Consider the following 22,232-nt stretch of genomic DNA (forward strand, 5'->3'; position numbering starts at 1 on the left):
CTCATGCCACCGAACGACTACCGACCCACGCTCCTAGGGCGTTGGCGGCCGCGTGCTGGGTTCGTGGCGGCTGGGATTCTGAGGAATCAGGCCAGGGCGTTGCGGCGGCCTTCGAAGGCCCGGCCCAGCGTGACCTCATCGGCGTACTCCAGGTCTCCGCCCACGGGCAGGCCGGACGCGAGCCGGGTCACCGTGATGCCGATCGACTTGAGCATGCGTGCCAGGTAGGTTGCCGTGGCTTCGCCCTCAAGGTTGGGGTCCGTGGCGATGATGATTTCCTGGATGGCGCCGTCGTTGAGCCGGGTGAGCAGTTCGCGGATGCGCAGCTGCTCGGGCCCGATGCCTGCGATCGGATTGATGGCCCCGCCGAGCACGTGGTACCTGCCCCGGAAGGAACGGGTGCGCTCCACCGCCAGGACATCCTTGGACTCTTCCACGACGCAGATCACCGAGGGATCGCGGCGCGGATCGCGGCAGATGTTGCAGAGTTCCTGCTCGGTCACGTTGCCGCAGACAGTGCAGAACTTCACGCGCTCCTTGACCGTGGTGATGGCCGTGACGAGGCGCTTCATGTCCTCGGGGTCGGCCTCGAGGATGTGGAACGCCAGGCGCTGCGCCGACTTGGGCCCGACGCCGGGAAGCCGGCCGAGCTCGTCAATCAGCTCTTGAACTGCACCTTCGTACACAATGTCCTCGTTCGTTCGATATCAATGCTGCGTTGCGGTGCGCGCCTGGTTTTGTTCAGGCCACACCGCTGCGGTGGCCGCGCGACTAGCCGGCCTGCAGGGGAGTGCCGTCCAATGCCCGAACTTCGAGCAGCTTTGCGCCCAGAATACGCTCCACGGCTGCCCGGCCAAAGAGCTTGGACTCCTCGATGGTTTCGTCATCCGGGCTGGGGATTTCCTCGACCGCCGGGGCGGCGGATTCCTGTGCCCGGACCGGTGCCTGCTGGCGTCCGGCCTGGGCTTCCGGGCTGTTCGTGAGCCGCTGGTACAGGCTTTGCCGGCCCGTGCCGCGGTCTACCAGAGCGGTTTCTTCCATGGTTGCGACGGATCCGTGCGATGTCGCCGGAGCGCTTGCCTCGGAGGTGGCGGAAGCGGGTGCTGCAGCGGCGGTCGCAACGGGCCAGACCGACGACGGCGGGAGGTCCCAGCCGGACGGCGCGGGAGCAGCTGGGATCTGGGCGCCTGCAGGCTCGTAGACGGGCGGAGCGGAAGGCTCCTCCGAGGCCGGTTCCGGTGCCGGTTCCTGTGCCGAAGTCGGCTCGGCTGCAGCCTGCGTGCCCACGTTGGACGCGCTGCCCACAACCCAGGACCCCGGAGACTGCTCCACCGCACGAGACCAGGGGTCGTGCGAGGTGTCGGGAGCCGACGCCGGGTCCACAGCTGAGTCGGCGGCCGCTGCCTTCGCTGCCGCCTTGGCAGCGGCCGCCTTTGAGGGTACAGCTTTCTTTGGCGCCGCCGAGGGAGGTGCTTCGGTTGCGGAAGGTCCGGCCGGGGCAGCTGAATAGCTGCCGGTGGGCTCCCAATCGGCAGGCGGTTCCTCGTCCAGCGGCGGAGCGTCCTCGTCGCGCGGCGGTCCCCAGTCGTCATCGGGGTATGCGTAATCGCCAGCGGATTCGGGCGTGGCCATAGGGGCTGCCGACGGCGCGGTCGGCTGGGCCGTGACAGGAGCCGGCTCGGACTCTGGCGCAGCCGGAGTCAAGGCAACAGGCAGCGCAGTGGCAGGCGCCGTTTCAGGAGCAGCCGACGCCGCAGCGGGCGCCGTCGGAGCAGCAGGTGCTGCCGCCGTCGTCGGTTCAGCCTGGACCGGCGTTGCCTGGACCGGCGTTGCTGCAGGCGAGGCAGCAGCAGGCCCTGCAGGGGCCAGGCCCCATGCCGCGTCAACGGCTGAAGCCGGGACCTCGGGGCTGGGCGCCGGGACCTCCGGGCTAGCCGGTGCTTTTGGGTTTGGCTCAGAGCTCGCTGAGCTGTTGGTTCCGCCGGCGACCGCCACGATCTGGCAGTCGATGCCGATGGTCTTGTGGATCGCCTGGCGGAGGTTTTCGGCGTGGTCGGCCCGGCCGAAAGCGCCGGCGAGGCCGGCCGTGGTGAAGGCAAGCGTGAGTTGCTGGCCGTCGAACTGTGCCACCTGGGCGTTCGGTTCCACCAGGGCCCAGGTGCTGCGCTTGATCTTGGTCAGCGTCTGCAGGACTTCCGGCCACGCGCGGCGCAGGGCCTCGACGTCGCTGGCTCCAGCAGGTCGGGGCGCCTGCTGTGCGGGAGCTGCCGGCGCGGGTGCTGCCGGGGCGGGAACCGGCGTCGGGGATACGGGCGGAGCCACTACTGGCGCTACAGGGGACACGGCCGCGGGAGCCTGCGCTGCAGGAACTTGAGCGGGACGCCCGGCAGGCTGGCGCTCGTCGACCGGCCAGTCCGCCGTGGACACGCGAGGCGCGGTCAGCGGTTCCCGGGCAGGTGAATCGGCGGGCGCCGGGGCCTGCGGTTCCGCCGCGGGGGCGGGCGCAGCCACAGATACCGCAACTGGAGCCGGCGCAGCCACGGGAGCGGCCGGAGCGGCAGTAGCCGGCGCGGCCACAGGAGCAGCAGCGCCTTCATCGCCGTAGTTGAGGCGGCGTTCCACACGGTCGATCCTGGCCGCGATGCCACGCTCTGTCTGCTCGGCACTGGGGAGCAGGACGCGGGCGCACAGCAACTCAAGGTGCAGCCGCGGCGAGGTGGCGCCGGTCATCTCGGTGAGGGCCGTGTTGGTGACGTCGGCCGCGCGGGAGAGCTCGGCGGCGCCAAGGTTGTTGGCCTGGCCGCGCATGCGGGCGATCTGGTCGGCCGGCATGCCGCGCAGGATGGCCTGGGCGCTTTCCGGCATGGCCTTGACGATGATGAGGTCGCGGAAGCGCTCCAGCAGGTCCTCCACGAAGCGGCGCGGATCGTGGCCGGTCTGGATGACGCGGTCCACGGCCCGGAAGACGGTGCCGGCGTCCGCAGCAGCGACAGCGTCCACGACGTCGTCGAGCAGTGAGGCGTGGGTATAGCCGAGCAGCGCGACGGCGAGCTCGTAGTCCAGGCCGTCGGGCCCGGCGCCTGCAATGAGCTGGTCCAACACGGACAGGGTGTCGCGGACTGAGCCCTCCCCGGCACGGAGTACCAGTGAGAGCACCCCGGGCGCCACGGGCACGTTTTCCTGCTGGCACAGCAGTTCCAGGTAGGCCATGAGCGGCTCGGGCGGCACCAGCCGGAAGGGGTAGTGGTGCGTGCGGGACTTGATGGTGCCGATGACCTTGTCCGGCTCCGTGGTGGCGAAGATGAACTTGATGTGTTCCGGCGGCTCTTCGACGATTTTCAGCAGCGCGTTGAAGCCCTGCGGTGTGACCATGTGGGCTTCGTCGATGATGAAGATCTTGTAGCGGTCCCGGACCGGGGCGAAGGTGGCGCGCTCGCGCAGATCGCGGGCATCGTCCACGCCACCGTGGCTGGCGGCGTCGATCTCGATGACATCCAGCGAGCCAGAGCCGCCGCGAGCGAGCTCGACGCAGCTGTTGCACTTGCCGCAGGGAGTGTCAGTGGGGCCCTCGGCACAGTTCAGGCAGCGGGCCAGGATGCGGGCGGATGTGGTCTTGCCGCAGCCGCGCGGGCCGGAGAACAGGTAGGCGTGGTTGACGCGGTTCTTGCGCAGGGCCGTCATCAGGGGGTCAGTGACGTGTTCCTGCCCGATAACGTCCGCGAACGAGTCCGGGCGGTACCTGCGGTAGAGGGCAGTAGTAACAGTCACAGGGTCAACCTAGCTATAGGGGATGACATTTAAATAAGTGACCCCTCATGCACCCGCCAGAGCCCATCTACCCTTGCTACCTTCCGGTCCTGGGGGAGTTCAACAGGATGACGCCACATGAGGGGCCGTCGACAAGCTTACCCGAAGATCCAGCGCCGTTCGAATCCTCCGGAGGCCGGGCGGTTTGGAATGCCCGACGGCGGGTGGTCGGGTGTCAGGACTCGATCGCACTGGGTGACGGCGAACCAGGCGCCAGCTGGCGGTGGGGGACGTGGTGGAAAGCATCAGGCAGGATCTCGACGACAGGGATATTCAGTGCGAACGCGATCTTGAACAGACTTTGAATGGTCGGGTTGCTGAGGCTTTTGTTGTTGCGTGCACGTTCGATGTTCTGAACTGTGTTCTTGTCCAGGCCAGCCGCGTAGCTCAGCGCTTCCTGAGTGAAACCTGCATGCTTTCGTAGCGTGCGAAGCCGCTCTGCCAGCTCAACCGCAACGACATCCCAGTCGCTATCGGGAACTTTATCGGCAGAGGGCACCCATCCAGCGTCAATTCCGGGCACATGGAAGACCACCTAATATATTGGGTATTCACTCAATTTATTGGGTGCTGGGTTGCTCTAGGCAATCCCATCACGAGGGTCCGACAGCCACCGCGTTGCCGGACCCGACTTCGTTCTACGCAATGGGGATACTGTGTCCACGACTTTTGACCAACTGCTGGATTCGTACCGCGATCTTGCCGATTCGGAACGGATGAAGGGCAGCTATTTCGAGCAGCTCATCGAGCAGTACCTCGAGAACGACGGCGTCCAGGCTCCGCAGTACACGGACGTCTGGCTGTGGCGGGACTGGCCGGGCCGCGACGGCAAGCCGGATACCGGCATCGATCTGGTGGCCGAGCGGGCCGACGGCGGAATCACGGCGATCCAGTGCAAGTTTTACGCCGCGACACACACCATGCAAAAGCACGACATCGACTCCTTCATCTCCGCCTCCGGCAGGGAGCCGTTTACTCACCGGTTGATTGTTTCGACCACATCCAAGTGGACCCAAAACGCCGAGGAGATGCTGGACAGCCAGCGAATTCCAATCCAGCGGATCGGGCTCTCTGACTTCCGTCATTCCAACATCGACTGGGCCACGTACACGCTGACGGACCCCCAGAAGGCGCCCAGGCTGCATGAGAAGAAGCAGCTGCGCGCCCACCAGCATGAGGCCGTCTCGGCGGCATTGAAGGGCTTCGAAGCCGACGACCGGGGCAAGCTGATCATGGCCTGCGGCACGGGCAAGACGTTCACGGCCCTGAAGATCGCCGAACGCTTCGCCGAGGCCGAGGGCCACGCGCGCATCCTGTTCCTCGTCCCGTCCCTGGCGCTGATGTCCCAGTCCCTGAAGGAATGGTCGGACGAGACGCGGCAGCCGATGCACGCTTACGCGGTGTGTTCGGACGTGAAGGTGGGCCGTCAGAAGAACGCCGACCTGACCGACGTCGCGATCCATGACCTGCAGATCCCGGCCACCACCGACGGCAAGACGCTCGTCGAAGCGATGGGCAGGAAGGAACTGGACGAGGGCATGACGGTGGTGTTCTCCACGTACCAGTCCATCGAGGCCATCGCCGAGGCCCAGCGGGCCGGCATGCCCGACTTCGATCTCATCATCTGCGACGAAGCCCACCGCACCACCGGCGCCACGCTCGCCGGCACGGAGGAGTCCCACTTCGTCAAGGTCCACGACAACAGCAAGATCGCGGGTGCCAAGCGCCTGTACATGACCGCCACGCCGCGGCTGTTCAACGACGACACCAAGAACGCGGCCCTGGAGAAGGACGCGATCCTGTGCTCGATGGATGATGTGGAGCTGTACGGGCCGGTGTTCTACCGGATCGGCTTCGGTGAGGCCGTGACCAAGAAGCTGCTCAGCGACTACAAGGTGCTGGTGCTCGGCGTCGATGAGAGCCAGGTGGTCTCCAGCTTCCAGGACCAGCTGTCCGACTCGAACATGGAGCTGCAGATCGATGACGTCGCCAAGCTGATCGGCTGCTGGAACGGGCTCGCGAAGCGCCGCTCCGGGGAGTTCGAGTCCTCCTTCGGGACCGACTGGCAGCCGATGCGCCGGGCCGTGGCGTTCAACCGGGACATCAAGTCCTCCAAGCTCGTCGAATCCGAGTTCGAGGAACTCGTCCGCGTGCACCTGACCAACCTGGAGAACGACGACCCGACCGATGACCTCAAGGTGGAGGTCAGGCACGTCGACGGCGGCTTCAATGCCGTCTCGCGGGCGGAGCGTCTGGATTGGCTCAAGGAAGAGGTAAACCACGACGGCGGCCAGCCCACCTGCCGGATCCTCAGCAACGCGCGGTGCCTCACCGAGGGCGTGGACGTGCCCTCCCTGGACGCGGTGCTGTTCCTGAACCCGCGCAATTCCATGGTGGACGTGATCCAGGCCGTCGGCCGGGTCATGCGCATCGCCAAGGGCAAGCAGTTCGGCTACATCGTGCTGCCCATCGCGATCCCGTCCGGCATGTCCACCTCCGAGGCCCTGAAGGACAACGCCCGGTACAAGGTGGTGTGGCAGGTCCTGCAGGCCCTGCGCGCGCACGACGAACGCATGGATGCCGCGATCAACCAGATCGAACTGAACAAGAACGCCCCGGAATCGATCCTGATCGAGACCGTGGACCTGGCGCCGCAGAAGAAACCCGGCCTCATTGACCCCCGGCCGACACCGGACCCGGACAACCCCGGAAAGCAGGAGTACGTCCAGCCCACGCTCCAGTTCCCGGCCGCCGAATGGAAGGACTCCGTCTACGCCAAGATCGTGGACAAGTGCGGCAACCGCATGTACTGGGAAGACTGGTCCAAGGACATTGCGGCCATCGCGAATAAGCACATCGTCCTGGTCAACAACCTGCTGGATCACGCCGATTCCGGATTGCGCACGGCATTTGACCTGTTCGTTGTTGGTCTCCAGGAAATGCTAAACCCGGCCATCGACGAAGCCCAAGCGGTGGAGATGATGGCGCAACACCTGATCACTAAGCCCGTCTTTGACGCCATGTTTAAGGGTCACCAATTCACAGAGTTGAATCCGATCTCTAAGGCAATGCAGGACACGATTGATCTGCTCAACGCAAACGCAGCGTTTGAAAAGGAACGATCTTCCCTGGACGTGTTCTACGCGTCGGTCAATGCGAGAGTTGAGAAGATCGACAACGCTGCCGCCAAACAGGCGATAATCAAGGAGCTCTACGACAAGTTCTTTGAGAACGCGTTTCCCCGCGTCGCTGAGCGGCTCGGAATCGTCTTCACGCCGGTCCCAGTAGTCGACTACATCCTCCGTTCGGCGGACGCCGTTTTGCGGGCTGAATTTGGAAGCTCCTTGTCCGGCGAAGGCGTATCTATCATTGAGCCTTTTGTCGGGACTGGCACATTCGTCACCCGCCTTCTCCAGCTCAATCTGATCAAGCCCGAAGACCTGCACCGGAAGTTCACGAAGGAAATCTTCGCCAACGAGATCGTCCTCCTTAGCTACTACATCGCCGCCATTAACATTGAAACCGTCTTTGCCGAGGAGGCCGACAGGCACGGGCTGGGTCTCGGCTATGTGCCGTTCGATGGGATCTCACTGACGGACACATTCCAGTTGGATGAGGGCGACGGCCAGTTCGACAACCCTGCCTTCCAAGTGAACTCCGAGCGCGTCAAGCGTCAGCAGGCGCAGGATATTCGGGTTATTGTCATGAACCCGCCCTACTCCGCGGGCCAAACCAGTGCGAACGACAACAACCAGAATCTGAAGTACCCACGCTTGGACGCGTCTATCGCCGAGACTTATGCCAAGTTGTCCACGGCAACCAACAAGAACAACCTCTACGACTCCTACATCCGCGGTATCCGATGGGCCTCCAACCGCATCAAGAACGACGGCGTGATCGCCTTTGTCTCCAACGGCAGCTTCATCGACGGCAACACAGCGGACGGCATCCGCAAGACCTTCGCCACCGAGTTCAGCCGGATCTTCGTATACAACCTCCGGGGCAACCAGCGCACTTCAGGCGAAGTGTCCCGCAAAGAAGGCGGCAAGGTCTTCGGCAGTGGTTCCCGCACGCAGGTGGCCATCTGCATCCTCATCAAGAATTCAGCCAGCACGGGTCCAGCGGACATCCAGTACCGGGACATCGGCGACTACCTCACCCGCGAACAAAAACTCGACATCCTCGAAATCGAGCAGTCCCTCGAAGGCACTGACTGGGAAACTATCACCCCGAACGAACACGGCGATTGGATCAACCACCGCGACGACCGCTATGACACCTTCCAAGCCATCGGGGACAAGGCGACCAAGGGCAAGCCAGGCACGCCCGGGATCTTCGAGAACTACTCGTCAGGTCTGAAAACCAACCGTGACGCCTGGTGCTACAACTTCAGCCAGGTTGCCGTCGAATCGAACATGCGCCGCACGATCGACTTCTACAATGAACAACTGTTGACAGATTCTCCGAGTAACGACGCCACCAAAATTGCCTGGGGTGGAAGTCTGAAAGATGACCTTAAGCGTGGAACGCATCTGGAATACGAGCAAGGGGCATTGCAGGACTCGATATATCGTCCTTTTTGTCGGCAAACGGTCTACTACTCCGGAAGCATGAACGAGCGTCGGTATCAGCTCCCAAAACTGTTTCCAACCCCAAATCATCCGAATATCGCGCTGTACATGAGCAGCCCCGGAGCATCCAAGATCTTCAGCCCATTGGTCGTCGACTGCGTCCCAAATCTGCACCTCGTTCACACCGGTCAGGCGTACAGCCTATACACCTATGAGCCGATCTCTACCGAAGCGCAAGGTGACCTCTTCGCTGATGCTGAGGGTGTCGTCGTCGACGGCTACCGCCGTAAGGACAACATTACTGACGTAACACTGAATACTTACCGCGGTTTCTACGAGGACCCGGCCATCAACAAGGAAGACATCTTCTACTACGTCTACGGGATAATTCATTCCCCGGCGTACCGCGAGAGCTACAAAGCCGACCTGCAGAAACTGCTGCCGCGGATTCCCAAGGTCAAGGACTTCCGGGGCTTCAGCACGGCCGGCCGGGAACTGGCTGAGCTGCACCTGAATTACGAAACGGTGGAGCCGTATCCGTTGGAGGAGATCGCTCAGGGTACGCCTGAAGGCGATGAGTACGACTTCTACCGGGTCAACAAGCTGTCCTTCGGCGCCCGCAAGGACCGCTCGCGCATCATCTACAACGCGCGCATCACCCTCGCTGGCATCCCGGAGGAAGCTTTCGACTACCAGGTCAACGGCAAGTCGGCGCTGGAGTGGATCATCGACCGCTACCAGGTCACCACCCACAAGGATTCACAGATCACCAACGACGCCAACGACTACTGCCGCGAGATCGGCGACCCCCGCTACATCCTGGACTTGATCAAGCGGATCGTCACGGTGTCGGTGGAGACGAATAGGATCGTGGCCAAGCTGCCGGAATTGGAGATTGCGGAATAGTTGGAGGTCCTCCGTGGCGGAATAGGGCGGCCGGTTCCTCGTAGGGGTGGCCGCTTGCTCGCAGGGGTGAGCGGCCCGCAATGCCCGCACGACGCCGTCGAGCACTTCACCGGACCCCACGAACTCAATCCGGATCTCCGGGACCTGCTCACCCATGCCAGTTGCTCCGATGAACGGCTGTGGCCCCGGTCCATAAGGACCGGGGCCACAGCCGTGGATGCTCGGTGACGCCCTGTGCCTAGGGAACGGGGGGTCCGAACTCATTGTTGAAGCGGAACAGGAACGCCGCAGTTGCGTCGCGGTGTACGGGCTCAAACGGGTGGAACGTGCCATCCGGGAAGCCGGTGGTGATGCCGCTTTGTGCCAGCCATGAGACTTCCAGGAAGAACTGGGAGCTCGGGGTCATGTCGCTGAAGGGCGATACTGCCGGGGCCGTGAAATCCGGTTTATCCGCCAACCGGAAGAGGAACGCAGCCATGTCCTTGCGGTTCACCGCCAACTCCGGGTGGAACGTGCCGTCCGGGAAACCGGTGGTAATGCCGGACTGCAGGAGCCAGGTGATCTCCTTGTAGAACATGTGGTTCGTCGGGAGGTCGGCGAAGGGTGATACCGCCGGCGGCGTGAACTCAGGCGAGCCGGAGAACCGGAACATGAACGCCGCCATCGCTGCGCGGCTCACCGAGTCCAGAGGCCGGAACGTGCCATCCGGGAAACCGGTGGTGATACCCCGATCCGCAAGCCACGAGATCTCCTCGAAGAACTGGTGGGAAGGCGGAACATCGGAGAACACGGTTACAGGCTCTTCTTCCTCCGCGCCCTCGATGTCGAGCACGCGTTCCGGGAGGTTCTGCGCGTTGGTGTTGCGCATGAACAGCGCGGCGAACGAGTCGTTCCTCAGCGCCGAGCGGAGGTTGATGTCGTGCGTCCGGAGCAGGTAGTAGAAGCGGTCGCCGTTCTGGAGCTCGGTCAGCTGGGTCTCGAAGACGAAGTTGAACGTGGTGCCGAGCAGGCCGCCGGAGGGGTCGCGCTTCTCAGCGAGCCCACCGACCCAGAGGTCGACGTTGTTCAGGCCGGTCTCCTGGGTTGCCCACGCCCCGGTGCTGTTCATGAAATTCAGCTGTTCAGCGGTGGGGGAGTTCACGATGGCCTTGGCCGCTGCCCGCTTGCCGGCGAACGTGGTTTCGCTGGTGATGGTCGGGAAGGTGCCGTAGGCCGCGACGAAGTTGATGAGCGACCCCGGGTGCCTGATGCCCTGTCCGAAGTCTGCCCAGCTCGTGTAGGGAGTCAGCCGATCATCACCCGTGAGGAGGCTGAACTGGCGGCGCACCTCATTCAGGCGTGGGATGCCGATGTCGCGACCGCGGGTAATGTTGAGCGACGCCAAGTCCAGGGGCAGACCCACCAGATTATTGCGGAGAGTATCGGTCACGAACTCGTCCAGGTCGTTTCCAAGCTGCTGGCTCATTCCCATGACGATGCTTCCGGCGGCCTCTCGCGGGGTGAGGGGTCCTGCGCTGCCACCGTCCGTGAAGGCGGGCGGGTTCAGGAAGCCGTTCAGCAAGGGGATGGAGTTGTCGCTGCCGTCCGCATTGGTGCGGGCGATTGTCTCGTCAAGCAGTGAGTGCCCGAAGCGGTAGACCGCGTTGGCGAACTCAGCCTTGATGGCCGCATTGATGCTCGGGTCATATTCGTCGAACTGCGGGATGTCCGGCGAAATCTTGCGGGCGAATTCCTGGAACGTGATGTGCTGGTACTCCATCTCCGTCACGAAGCGGGCCGCCTGGAACAGCCGCTCGCCGTTCCAACCGTCGGCACCGTCTGCCAGCTTCCACTCAGCCAGTGCAGCAGCGCCAGATCCCGAGGTGTCGTTGGTGAGGGTGTTCTTGATGTCCTCCAGCAGACGGTTGTGCTCGGAGTGGAAGGCCTGGTGAACGGTGACAAGACCGATGTTCTCGTTGGCCCGTCCATCACCGGCCATGAAGTGCGCATTCAGCATTTCGTCGTCGTACGTGCCGGCAGGCTGGCTGGCGAAGTCGGCCGAAGCCCCGTCGTCGGGCGGATCAGCCACGAGGCCGGGATTCGGCGCCGCGTTGTGGGCGATATCCGTCAGGAACGGAGTGTTGAAGGTCAACACATTGCCGGGCACCGGAACAGGTGCTCCGATGTTGCCCTCGACGAGTCCCGTCGCGGTGACGTACTGGGGGAGGCCGCGTTGCGGGCCGGGGATGAACTTGCCGTAGGCGTCAGCCGCCATCATGGGGACGCTGAAGACGTCCTGGTCCACAAGCTCGAGGCCGAGCAGCTCTTTGGACTGCTTCTTGAGGTCGGCCCAGGTAGACATGCCGCCGGCGGTGGGGCCTGCCGGGCCAGTGAGCAGACCGCCCGTGGACACCGGCAAGCCGTGCGTGTTGTTGACGTACTTGCGCAGGAACACCTGGTGGGAAGGATGGGAGGAATACGTCTGTGACTGGTCGACAAATGGTGAGTCACTGTTGACCGTGTCCTGGACGTCATCGGCGTCGCCCATGATGCCGTTGGGGCCGGGCTGGTTCAGCGCCCGGGTCAACACCATGAAAGCCTTGTTCGCCGGCACCTCGTCACCCGTGCCGGGGATGCCGTCCCGGCCCACCGTGCGGAGCGGGTCATCGCTCTTGAGGGGCACGAACACACTTCCGCCGCCCTTAAGGGTCTGGTCCAGGCCGTGGTCGACGAACTGGCCGAAGAGGGTGAACATCGAGTTGTATTGCGACGGATCCTCAACGCTTGGGACGTTCGGGATGAACAGGGTCTCACCGGGGCTTCCCGTTTGTCCGGCAGCCGCGACCGCCGCGGGGTTGGTGGAGGTCTGGTCCACGATCAGGTTGCTGATCTGGCGGGGGTGGCTGTCGAAAACAAAGCCGGACTTTTGCTTGTACGACGTTGGCGAGCCCGCAGGCCCAAATACCGGAGGAAAGCCCGGAGGGACCGCTTCCGCGTCCCTGAACGTCGGCACAGTCAACCGCGGGAATAGCTGGTCTGCGGTGCCGAATTTCTCCTGCCCCGGGACCAGGTTATTGCAGGAGCCATCGACCGTGCGGAGTCCCAACGGCGCCAGCACGTCGGGAACCTGGTTGGGGCCGCTGCCGACGAGCGCCCCGCACAGGCCGGTGGCCGACGTGGTGTTCTGGACATGGGCCTCCGCAATCTTGATCTGCTTCAGAATGAAGGCCAGGTCCGAGGCCCTCACCCTGAAGCTGGGGTCGTTGACCACGCCCTGCGGCAGCGTTGCCTGCGCCGGAGCTGCCACTATCGGCAGCCCCAGGCCTACGAGAAGCATGGGCGTCGCGATTACGGCGGTGGCCCGCTTCAGCAGCGGGCCGCGCCGATGGCGGGTGCCGCGCTGCATGGTTTTTTGTGAAACATTTCCGGGGCCCGTGTACTTTCCAAGGGCTCGGCTGACAAACGGAATCCCCCCGGTGACCATGGCTCCTCCAAAGGATGCGCGTTGGCGGTGGTATTCCCAGCTATGTCAAGGATGGCCCTCAGAGCCAGGGAAAACAACCTTTCGCGGGGCCTGAACGCGTTGCGGGCCACAGCAGAGAGAATCAGTGCCCGTTCATCGGCCAGCTCATGAACGCCGGCCCCTCATAAGGGTGGGCGGCGCGCGGGGCCCGCATCACGCCGTCGAGCACGGGCGTTAGCTATGTGACGCTCCTGCAGGATGCTGTCAGCGGTGTGGACGCCGCCCACCAGGCACTTGCGGCGCTGCGCGACCTTGACGCCATGGTCGTTGCGCTCGATCCCGGCTACGTCACCCGAAGTGAAATCGCGGAGCGCCTGGGTGCGATCCGTCAGGCCAGCGGCAAGCCGGCGCTACGGCAGATAATCCGGCACGTCCTTAAGCCCGAAGTACCGCTCCAGCGTCGTGATTCCCTTGGCCTTCATATCCGCGGCCAGCTCCACACCCACAAACCGCAGATGCCACGGCTCAAATGCACAGCCCGTGATGCTTTGCGCCCCGGCCGGGTACCTGACAATGAACCCGTACTTCCAGCCCTCGTCCGCCGCGAAGCGCCAGGCCGGTGTGTTGTCGAAACACGCCTGCAGCGCACACACGCCGTTGGCGTTGCCGATGTCCATGGCCATCCCGGTCTGGTGCTCGCTGTAGCCGGGACGGGTGGCCAGGGTGTCCGCCGTCGCCTGCCATATTGTGCCACGTAGTTGGTGTAGAGGCTCTGCTGCTCCGCGTAGGACCGGTACCCGCTAATCAAGTCCTCCCGTCAGGTACGTCCAACGATGGGGTGACTGTACCCCGGGCGCAGGGCACCGACAATCCTCATTGTCGGGATGGAACAAAGACCCGTCCCACGACTCAGTATTCAGACGGCTCCGAAGGCTAGGACAATGGCCCGTTGCGGCGGCGCAGGTCGAAAATTTCCCATGCTTGGGGTATCAGGTCGAACGCCACGTCGCACATGCGCCGAAGCTGTTCCATTCCTCCGGCTTGGAACGCATCATCTTCGGCCTGGCCGCGCGCGTCCTCGAAACCGCTTCCTTCGGCTGTCGTCCACTCCAGCCCGTGGGAGTATCCGCTGCAGAACTGCCAGGCATAGATCAGCCCAGGAGGCAGCCCGCTGCCGGAACGCAGCTCCTTGAGAATCGCTGTCTCCGTGCGGTTCTTGGTTGCATATCTCCAGCTGCCGTCGTCTTTCTGGCGGAACATCGGGGGCAACCGCAAGGCTTCCGCTGATGAATTCAGCGCCTGGCGGAGGCCGTCAAAGTAATCCGTCGCCTCAGCATGCCGCTCCGGGTGGAACTCACCAAGGTAGGCGTCCCAGAACACGGCAGCGCTGAACACCTCCCGGGATACGAGCACCAGGCCCCGCCGCGCGCGTTCGCCTGCGCTCTCCGGCAAAAGTGCCCACAGCACCGTCGCCGTGCACTCAATGATGGTGCGCACGAGGGCATATGGCGCATGGGTCTGACTTCGGAAGTAAACATTCCCCTCGGGCGCCTCGATGAACAGGAGGCGCCGAAGTGCCTGCAGGTTGTCCATCGCGGCCACGAGCGACTGCTTCAGCAGATGGCTTACGCTGCGTGACGAACTGAACCGGTCATCCAACAAGTGAAGAGGCGAACCGTTCTCGACTCGGCCAACGTTCATTTGCCGGTCGCAGAGCGAGTCCAGAGCCTTCATGCGGTCAAAGATGATTTCCGCGGCGCGGCTTTCTTCGTCTGCCCCGTCCAGCGATCCCGCAGAGTCAAGAGGTATTTGCCTATCGTCCACGCAGTGATCCTAGCTCTCCGGCGGTCGCGGCGGGAAAGACCGCCGTCGGCGGTCGCGGCGAGGGGGTCAGGCGAACGTTACCGCCACCCGTCCACCGGCCAGCTCATGAAGGCCGGTTCTTCGTAAGGGTGGGCTGCCCTCAGAGCCCGCACCACGCCGTCGAGCATGTCCTCCTCCACCACGCACTCGACCCTGATTTCGGGCACCTGCTCGCCTGTCCCCACGTCGCCGATGAATGGCCGTGCGCCGGGCAGGGGAGTGAAACGCCCGGTGCCCGGAGAGGTGAAGGCGCAGTGCGAATAGTCGCCGATCCGGCCCGCTCCGGCATCGCCGATGGCACCCAGAACCGCCTCGGCATGGGTCTGCGGAACGTACACGACGAGGGCATGCAGCTGGGTCATGGCAACATCCTGCCATTTCCGGCTGGAGCGGGGACCGGTCTTCGCTGGAATACATGCCTATTCGCTGGAATACATGCCTAAAGGAGAATAACAAGTCATCCAAATATGCAAGACGGGGTTATAGAGTCTTTCATGTTCGCCCAGACGTAACTAATTGGATCCACACCAAGGAGTGTCATGGCTAAGCTATCTGTTAGACGCGGTGCGTTGGTGCTGCTCTCAGTCGCCGGACTGATCCTCGCAGCAACGCCACTAGCCTCAGCGCAACCCGGCGACGACGGTGCGGTGTCGGTTGACGACGGCGCCCGCGACGCCCACCAGCACGGCACCACGGCCGGTCATTTGCCGGCAACCCAATCCAACGTGGACCTCATCTCCAAACTGAAACTGAAGAACGCGGTCCCGGAGAAGATCGCCGATGTCGGCGTCTTCAAGGACTACGCTTACCTCGCCGCGTGGGGTGCCGTCGACTGCAAGTACAACGGTATCCACGTGGTCAACATCAAGGACCCCGCAAGCCCGAAGGAGGTTGCCTTCATCCAATCCAAGGAGGGCAGCTACCCGGGCGAGGGAATTCAGACCCTGCATGTGGGCACGCCTTCCTTTACCGGCGATCTGCTGGTGAGCAACAACGAGAAGTGCAAGGACAACGCAGGCTTCGGCGGCATGAACCTCTATGACGTGACGAACCCTGAGCACCCCACGCCACTGGCCGAGGGCGTCGGCGACTCCACGGTCAACGGTCAGGGCAAGAAGGCGGCCAACGAGATCCACAGTGTCTTCGCCTGGGATGCCGGCGACAAGGCGTACGCGGTCATCGTGGACAACGAAGAGGGCGCCGACGTCGACATCATGGACATCACCGACCCGAAGAAGGCCTTCCTCACGGCCGAATATGACCTCGACCAGACGTTCCCGCAGATCCTGCAGAGCGCGCCGTCGAACCTGACCGAGGTGTTCCTGCACGACATTATCGTCAAGGAGATCGGCGGCAAGCAGGTCATGCTCCTGTCCTACTGGGATGCCGGCTACGTGGCCGTTGACATGACCGACGTGCATAACCCCGTCTACCTCGGCGACACGGACTTAACCAACCCGGACCCGGAGCTCCTCGAGTCGACCGGACTGTCGGAGAAGCCTGAAGGCAACGGTCACGAAGCCGAGTTCACGCTGGACAACAAATATGTAATCGGCGCCGACGAGGACTTCTCGCCCAGCTCGGCAGAGGGGGTCACGGACGACACCGCGACTCCGTATCAGGCCTCGCAAGGCAGTGATACCCCGCAATTGCAGGGCGGGCAGTCGCTGGCTGGCGACGCAGTCTACGTGGGTCGTGCATGTATAGGTGATGCTGCTGTTCCACCCGCTCCGACTACGGCGAGCGGCAAGCAGATCGCAATCGTCACCCGTGGCCTCTGCACGTTCACGGAGAAGGCCGCAAGAGTGGACACGCTTGGCTATGAGGGCATGGTAGTGGTCAACCGTGAAGGCTCCGACGCCTGCGGCCTGTTCGGAATGACCATAGCCGGCAACACTCCCGCGTTCTCGGTGGACCGCAAGACAGGATTCGGGTTCTTCGACAAGGAAGGCTTGTACGACAACGCGGCCTGCCTGGCCGGCGCGGCCAGCGAGATTCCCGGCGTGAGCCTGGGCGACGTCGGCGACGTCGTCACGCTCCGTGCGATCTTTGACGGATGGGGCTACGTGCACCTCTTCGATAACTCGGCGGGCAAGATGGCCGAACTGGACACCTATGCCATCCCCGAGGCGCACGACCCGGCCTTTGCGGAGGGCTTTGGCGATCTCTCTGTGCACGAGGTGGCCACGTCGCACCAACGGAATGACCTGGCGTACTTCTCCTACTATTCCGGAGGATTCCGCGTAACCAAGATCGTTGACGGCAAGCTGGTTGAGGCCGGCCGCTTCATCGATGAGGGCGGAAACAACTTCTGGGGTGTCCAGGTGTTCGAGAAGGACGGCATCGAATACGTTGCCGCGAGCGACCGTGACCACGGGCTCTACATCTTCCGGTACACCGGAGGCTGAGCAGGCACTCTCGAGTGGGCGGGGCCGCCGTGCCTTGGGCGCGGCCGCCCCGTCTCCGCGCGATCGGGACCGTCCCCGGATCGTCGTCGGATACTTTTGTCTGGTTGTTCCATTGCATATCCGCAGAGCAGGGCGGAACATGGGGTATGTACACCGATTGGGGCAATCTCCTGATTGTGAGCTGTGGGGCCTGGGTGCGAGACCCGGACCCGGCAGCTCAACGGTGGACCGCAGGAATGGGCGCATTGGGGGCGTCCATTTTTTCGTTAACGAATCAGGCCGGCGCCGGGCCCGCTGCGGATCGCCTGAACCCCCGATTGGGTGATGCGGAAAATGTCAGGTACAGTGGAACCTGCTTTTGATTCAGAAGCAAGGAGAATTCGCCTAGCGGCCTATGGCGCACGCCTGGAACGCGTGTTGGGTTAACGCCCTCGGGGGTTCAAATCCCCCATTCTCCGCGGTTGGCCCCGGTCCTCGGACCGGGGCCTTTTGCGTACCCGGATGTTAGCCCCCGACGGCGGAGCGGGCCTTAGGTGCCCGACCCGGCGTCGCGGACGGGGTTCTGAGCGGCAGGCGCGCATCGAGAGATGAGATCTCGACCCTTTGCGGCTGCGAAAGAGTCGAGATCTCACGTGTCGATGACGGCCCGGCCCCACCAAACCACTACCCCTGCGCCGCAGCAACCCTTTCCAACACTTCCCGGCACGCCAGGATGGCCGGGTGGATGCGGCCGGCCGTGCGCGTCGAGGTGAACACGGTTCGCTGGGGGAGCCCGGGAAGCTCGAGCAGCTGTACGGGGCGGGTCCGGCCCGTCCACACGAGGTCCGGCATGAGCGCCACGGCGTTCCCGGATTCGATGAGGCGGATCTGGGCTTGGAGGTCGGCGGTTTCGTAGCGGACGTCGGGCTCGAATCCCGCGGAGCGGCAGGCCTGCTCGGCCCAGTGCCGCGAGGCGGCCCCGCGCGGCTCCATGACCCACGCCATGGAAGCGGTGTCGGCCAGGGAAGAAATCAACTCCCCACCGAGCCCCGCCGGGGGAGTGGCCAGCCGGATGGCGTCGCTGGTCAGCACGGCCCGGTCCAGGCCCGGGTGGTGCGGCGCGGCGTGGCCGGGGTACTGCTCGGCCACCACCAGGTCGAAGTCCCGCGCCCATGTCTCGTACAGGGCGGTTTCGGGTTCCCGCTGGATCATCTCGACGCGGACCTCGGGGTATTCGCGGCCCATGATCGTGAGGAAGTCCGGCAGCAGGGCGAGCGCCGCCGACTGGAACACCGCCAGCCGAACGGTGCCGTTCACCGTGGACAGCGAGGCGGCAAGGTCCGTTTCCGCTCGTTCCAGGGTCTCCAGCAGCGATGCGGTGTGGGACACCAGGATCTCCGCCTGCGGGGTCAACTGCACGCGCCGGCCGGTCTTCCGCAGCAGCTCAACGCCGGCTTCCTTCTCCAAGAGGGTCAGCTGCTGGGAGACCGACGACGGGCTGTACTGCATCGCGGCGGCTACCTCGGCGAGGGTGCCGCGGATCTTCAATTCATGCAGCAAACGCAGTCTGCGGACGTCCAGCACGGCAGCCTCCAAAACATCTGAAAAAGTAAGCAATATTCTTCGGAAAAGATCGCTTTTCCTAATGTGATTGTAGATCCATACTGGTGGAAACGAACCCCTCACCGCACCAGAAGGACCACGCCCATGAACAGCTCCACCCGGAATGCCACCATCAGCAGCACCCAGGACTCCGGGCACTTCCAGGAGTTGGCCCACGAGGCCATTGCCCTGGTCCGCCACTGGCTCACCGAAGCCAGCAAGATCCCCGTGGACGTCTCCGCCCAGCGACTGGCCGGCGTCCTGAAGGACCCCAACGGCCTGGACTTCACGGTGGGATTCGTCGACGGCGTCATCCGCCCCGAGGACCTGTCCGTCGCCGGCCGCAACCTTGCCCGCCTGGCGCCGAAGGTTCCGGCGTTCCTTCCCTGGTACATGCGCGGAGCCGTCCGCCTGGGCGGCGTCGTGGCTCCGATCATGCCGCAGATCGTCATTCCGATCGCCCGCCGCGTGTTGCGCGAGATGGTGGGCCACCTGATCGTGGATGCCACCGACGCCAAGCTGGGCCCGGCCATTGCCAAGATCCGCCAGGACGGCGTGCACCTGAACGTGAACCTGCTCGGCGAGGCTGTCCTGGGCGAGCACGAGGCCCAGCGCCGCCTTGAGGGTACCCTCAAGCTCCTGGCCCGGGACGACGTGGACTACGTGTCCATCAAGGAATCCTCCACCGTGGCCCCGCACTCCCCGTGGGCCTTCGACGAGGCCGTGGACCACATCGTGGAGAAGCTCACCCCGCTCTACCGCCTGGCCGCGTCCTTCCCCAAGCCCAAGTTCATCAACCTGGACATGGAGGAGTACAAGGACCTCGGCATGACCATTGCCGTGTTCAAGCGGATCCTGGACATGCCGGAGTTCAAGAACCTCGAGGCCGGCATCGTGCTCCAGGCCTACCTGCCGGACGCGCTCTCCGCGATGCAAGAGCTGCAGGAATGGGCCTCGGCCCGCCGCGCCGAGGGCGGTGCGCCCATCAAGGTCCGCGTGGTCAAGGGTGCCAACCTGCCCATGGAGCAGGTGGAAGCCTCCCTGCACGACTGGCCGCTCGCCACCTGGGGCACCAAGCAGGACTCGGACACCAGCTACAAGAGCGTCATCAACTACGCCCTCACCCCGGAGCGGATCAACAACGTCCGGATCGGCGTGGCCGGGCACAACCTGTTCGACGTCGCCTTCGCCTGGCTCCTCGCCAAGGCGCGCGGCATCGCGCCCGAGCAGAACGGCATCGAGTTCGAGATGCTCCTGGGCATGGCCACCGGCCAGGCCACCGCCGTCCGCAAGGACGTCGGCAGTCTCCTCCTCTACACGCCGGTGGTCCACCCGGGCGAGTTCGACGTCGCCATCGCCTACCTGATCCGGCGCCTCGAAGAAGGCGCCAGCCAGGACAACTTCATGTCCGCCGTCTTCGAGCTGAGCGACAACGAGGCGCTGTTCGAGCGCGAAAAGCAGCGCTTCCTGGACTCCCTGGCACAGCTGGACGACTCCGTCCCGGCGCCCAACCGCAAGCAGGACCGCAACCAGGCCGCCGCCTCAACCGCGGCAGAGGGCTTCCGTAACACCCCGGACACGGACCCCGCACTCCCGGCCAACCGCGCCTGGGGCCGTGCCATCCTGGACCGCATCCCGGGCTCCACCGCCGGAGACGCGATCGTTGAATCCACAAAGGTCAGCGACCCTGCTGAGCTGGATCGCATCATTGCCGGCGCAGTGGAGCACGGCAAGGCATGGGGCGCCCTCCCCGCCGCCGAGCGTGCCGCCATCCTGCACCGCGCCGGCGACGTCCTGGAGGCACGCCGTGCCGAGCTCCTGGAGGTCATGGCCTCGGAAACGGGCAAGACCATCGACCAGGGCGACCCCGAGGTCAGCGAGGCCATCGACTTTGCGCACTACTACGCAGAGCGCGCCAAGGACCTTGAAAACGTCGACGGCGCCACGTTCGTCCCCGCGAACGTCACCGTGGTGACCCCGCCGTGGAACTTCCCGGTGGCGATCCCCGCGGGCTCGACGCTGGCAGCGCTCGCCGCCGGCTCCGCCGTCGTGATCAAGCCTGCCAAGCAGGCCCGCCGCTCCGGTTCCGTGATGGTGGACGCCCTCTGGGAGGCCGGCGTGCCGCGCGAGGTGCTGGCGCTCGTCCAGCTCGAAGAACGCGAGCTGGGCACGCAACTCGTCTCGCACCCGAGCGTTGACCGCGTCATCCTCACCGGCGGCTACGAGACGGCCGAGCTGTTCCGCTCCTTCCGGCAGGACCTGCCGCTGCTGGCCGAGACCTCCGGCAAGAACGCCATCATCGTCACCCCGAGTGCCGACCTTGACCTCGCGGCCAAGGACGTGGTCCACTCGGCATTCGGCCACGCCGGCCAGAAGTGCTCCGCGGCGTCGCTGGTGATCCTGGTGGGTTCCGTGGCCACCTCGGCCCGCTTCCACAACCAGCTGGTGGATGCCGCCCGCTCGCTCACCGTGGGCTACCCGGCGCAGGCCACCACTCAGATGGGCCCCATCATCGAGCCGGCCAAGGGCAAGCTCCTGAACGCCCTGACCACGCTCGGCGACGGCGAATCCTGGGCCGTCAAGCCTGAGCGCCTCGACGGGACCGGCCGGCTCTGGTCCCCGGGCATCCGCTCCGGCGTGAAGCGCGGCTCCTACTTCCACAAGACCGAGTTCTTCGGACCGGTCCTGGGCGTCATGACGGCGGCCACCCTGGAGGAAGCCATCGCCATCCAGAACGAGATCGAATACGGCCTCACCGCAGGCCTGCACTCGCTCGATTCCGGTGAAATGGGCACCTGGCTGGACACCATCCAGGCTGGCAACCTGTACGTCAACCGCGGCATCACCGGTGCGATCGTGCAGCGCCAGCCGTTCGGCGGCTGGAAGAAGTCGGCCGTCGGCGCGGGCACCAAGGCCGGCGGACCCAACTACCTGATCGGCCTGGGCAGCTGGCTCCCTGCCGAGCCGAAGGCCCAGCGCGGCACCGTGCTCCAAGGCGCCGCGGCGCAACTGCTGGCCGCCGCGAAGACTGCGGCGGATTCAGCCGCAGGCGCTGTTTCCGCGGCCGAAGCAACAGCCCTGCAGCAGGCACTCTTCAGCGACGCCATCGCCTGGGACGCCGAGTTCGGCACCCGCAAGGACGTTTCGGCGCTGACCGCCGAACGCAACGTCTTCCGCTACCGCCCCGTGCCCGTCACGGTCCGTCTGTCCGAAGGCGAGCGCCTCGCGGAGCTGCTGCGCGTGGTGGCCGCCGGCGCCGTGGCGGGATCGGCACTGAAGGTGTCCTCCGCCGTCGAGCTTCCGGACGCCGTCGTCTCCGCCTTCGCCGGGCTGGGGGTCACCGCCCGGATCGAGAGCGACGCCGCGTGGCTGGCCCGCGTGTCAGGCACCGGTGCGGGACAGTTCGACGCCGGCCGGATCCGCCTGATCGGAGGGGACAGCAGCGCGCTGAGCGCCGCCCTGGGCGGCCGCCCCGACGTCGCGATCTACCACGGCACGGTCACCCCGGCCGGACGCATCGAGATCCTGCCGTTCCTGCGCGAGCAGGCCGTCAGCATCACGGCGCACCGCTTCGGCACCCCGAACAACCTCTCGGACGCGCTGATCTAGGTTTGCAGCCCCGCAGCAGCCGGGCAGGACGGCCACACCGCACTG

The 22,232-nt window shown here is 64.6% G+C and carries 11 protein-coding genes, 1 tRNA gene and 1 other RNA gene; 4 read left to right on the forward strand and 9 right to left on the reverse strand.

Annotation, left to right across the window (positions count from 1 at the left end; all coding sequences use genetic code 11):
* Nucleotides 1-86 precede the first annotated feature (86 nt).
* From recR to J1902_RS14610, 4 genes are all read right to left on the reverse strand, one after another.
* On the reverse strand, nt 87-686 hold the full coding sequence (gene recR, locus J1902_RS14595) for a recombination mediator RecR (protein WP_207617040.1): 600 nt from the start codon (nt 684-686) through the stop codon (nt 87-89).
* An 85-nt stretch (nt 687-771) separates the two neighbouring features.
* Nucleotides 772-3,768 carry a DNA polymerase III subunit gamma and tau gene (locus J1902_RS14600; protein WP_207617041.1) on the reverse strand — a complete coding sequence of 999 codons (2,997 nt, stop codon included), beginning with the start codon at nt 3,766-3,768 and terminating at the stop codon, nt 772-774.
* Nucleotides 3,769-3,801: 33 nt separating this feature from the next.
* Nucleotides 3,802-3,898: signal recognition particle sRNA small type (gene ffs / locus J1902_RS14605), an RNA gene on the reverse strand.
* 84 nt (nt 3,899-3,982) lie between these two features.
* Entirely contained in the window at nt 3,983-4,306 is a 324-nt protein-coding gene (locus J1902_RS14610) for a helix-turn-helix domain-containing protein (RefSeq protein WP_207617042.1), read from the reverse strand.
* 217 nt (nt 4,307-4,523) lie between these two features.
* Between J1902_RS14610 and J1902_RS14615 the strand changes: the two genes are divergently transcribed.
* The gene (locus tag J1902_RS14615) at nt 4,524-9,284 is read left to right on the forward strand and encodes a DEAD/DEAH box helicase (RefSeq protein WP_207617085.1); all 4,761 of its coding nucleotides are present in this window, start codon (nt 4,524-4,526) and stop codon (nt 9,282-9,284) included.
* A 238-nt stretch (nt 9,285-9,522) separates the two neighbouring features.
* Here J1902_RS14615 and J1902_RS14620 read toward each other — a convergent pair whose 3' ends face one another.
* The 4 genes from J1902_RS14620 to J1902_RS14635 form a co-directional block, all read right to left on the reverse strand.
* Nucleotides 9,523-12,669: a peroxidase family protein gene (locus tag J1902_RS14620; RefSeq protein ID WP_207617043.1), complete on the reverse strand. Its 3,147-nt coding sequence runs from the start codon at nt 12,667-12,669 to the stop codon at nt 9,523-9,525.
* A gap of 467 nt (nt 12,670-13,136) precedes the next feature.
* Complete coding sequence (locus J1902_RS14625) at nt 13,137-13,403, reverse strand: M15 family metallopeptidase (protein ID WP_242702048.1); 267 nt, start codon at nt 13,401-13,403, stop codon at nt 13,137-13,139.
* A 256-nt stretch (nt 13,404-13,659) separates the two neighbouring features.
* Entirely contained in the window at nt 13,660-14,550 is an 891-nt protein-coding gene (locus J1902_RS14630; RefSeq protein WP_207617044.1) for a hypothetical protein, read from the reverse strand.
* A 77-nt stretch (nt 14,551-14,627) separates the two neighbouring features.
* Nucleotides 14,628-14,951: a YqfO family protein gene (locus tag J1902_RS14635; protein WP_207617045.1), complete on the reverse strand. Its 324-nt coding sequence runs from the start codon at nt 14,949-14,951 to the stop codon at nt 14,628-14,630.
* Nucleotides 14,952-15,128: 177 nt separating this feature from the next.
* On the opposite strand from J1902_RS14635, the gene J1902_RS14640 reads away from it, so the two are divergent.
* Nucleotides 15,129-16,997 carry a PA domain-containing protein gene (locus J1902_RS14640; protein ID WP_207617046.1) on the forward strand — a complete coding sequence of 623 codons (1,869 nt, stop codon included), beginning with the start codon at nt 15,129-15,131 and terminating at the stop codon, nt 16,995-16,997.
* Nucleotides 16,998-17,370: 373 nt separating this feature from the next.
* A tRNA-Ser gene (locus J1902_RS14645) sits at nt 17,371-17,455 on the forward strand.
* A 205-nt stretch (nt 17,456-17,660) separates the two neighbouring features.
* On the opposite strand, the gene J1902_RS14650 is transcribed toward J1902_RS14645, so the two are convergent.
* Nucleotides 17,661-18,560, reverse strand: coding sequence for a LysR family transcriptional regulator (locus tag J1902_RS14650; RefSeq protein ID WP_207617047.1), 900 nt, complete (start codon nt 18,558-18,560; stop codon nt 17,661-17,663).
* Between the two features lie 123 nt (nt 18,561-18,683).
* Between J1902_RS14650 and J1902_RS14655 the strand changes: the two genes are divergently transcribed.
* On the forward strand, nt 18,684-22,187 hold the full coding sequence (locus tag J1902_RS14655) for a proline dehydrogenase family protein (RefSeq protein WP_207617048.1): 3,504 nt from the start codon (nt 18,684-18,686) through the stop codon (nt 22,185-22,187).
* Nucleotides 22,188-22,232: the final 45 nt, after the last annotated feature.

This window comes from Arthrobacter cavernae, assembly GCF_017368795.1.
Taxonomy (GTDB): domain Bacteria; phylum Actinomycetota; class Actinomycetes; order Actinomycetales; family Micrococcaceae; genus Arthrobacter; species Arthrobacter cavernae.

Excerpts from the sequence above, each read along its gene's own strand:
- J1902_RS14615 (WP_207617085.1), top strand. The coding sequence starts at position 4,524 with ATGAAGGGCAGCTATTTCGAGCAGCTCATCGAGCAGTACCTCGAGAAC.
- J1902_RS14620 (WP_207617043.1), bottom strand. The coding sequence starts at position 12,669 with ATGCAGCGCGGCACCCGCCATCGGCGCGGCCCGCTGCTGAAGCGGGCC.
- J1902_RS14625 (WP_242702048.1), bottom strand. The coding sequence starts at position 13,403 with ATGGACATCGGCAACGCCAACGGCGTGTGTGCGCTGCAGGCGTGTTTC.
- J1902_RS14635 (WP_207617045.1), bottom strand. The coding sequence starts at position 14,951 with ATGACCCAGCTGCATGCCCTCGTCGTGTACGTTCCGCAGACCCATGCC.
- J1902_RS14640 (WP_207617046.1), top strand. The coding sequence starts at position 15,129 with ATGGCTAAGCTATCTGTTAGACGCGGTGCGTTGGTGCTGCTCTCAGTC.
- J1902_RS14655 (WP_207617048.1), top strand. The coding sequence starts at position 18,684 with ATGAACAGCTCCACCCGGAATGCCACCATCAGCAGCACCCAGGACTCC.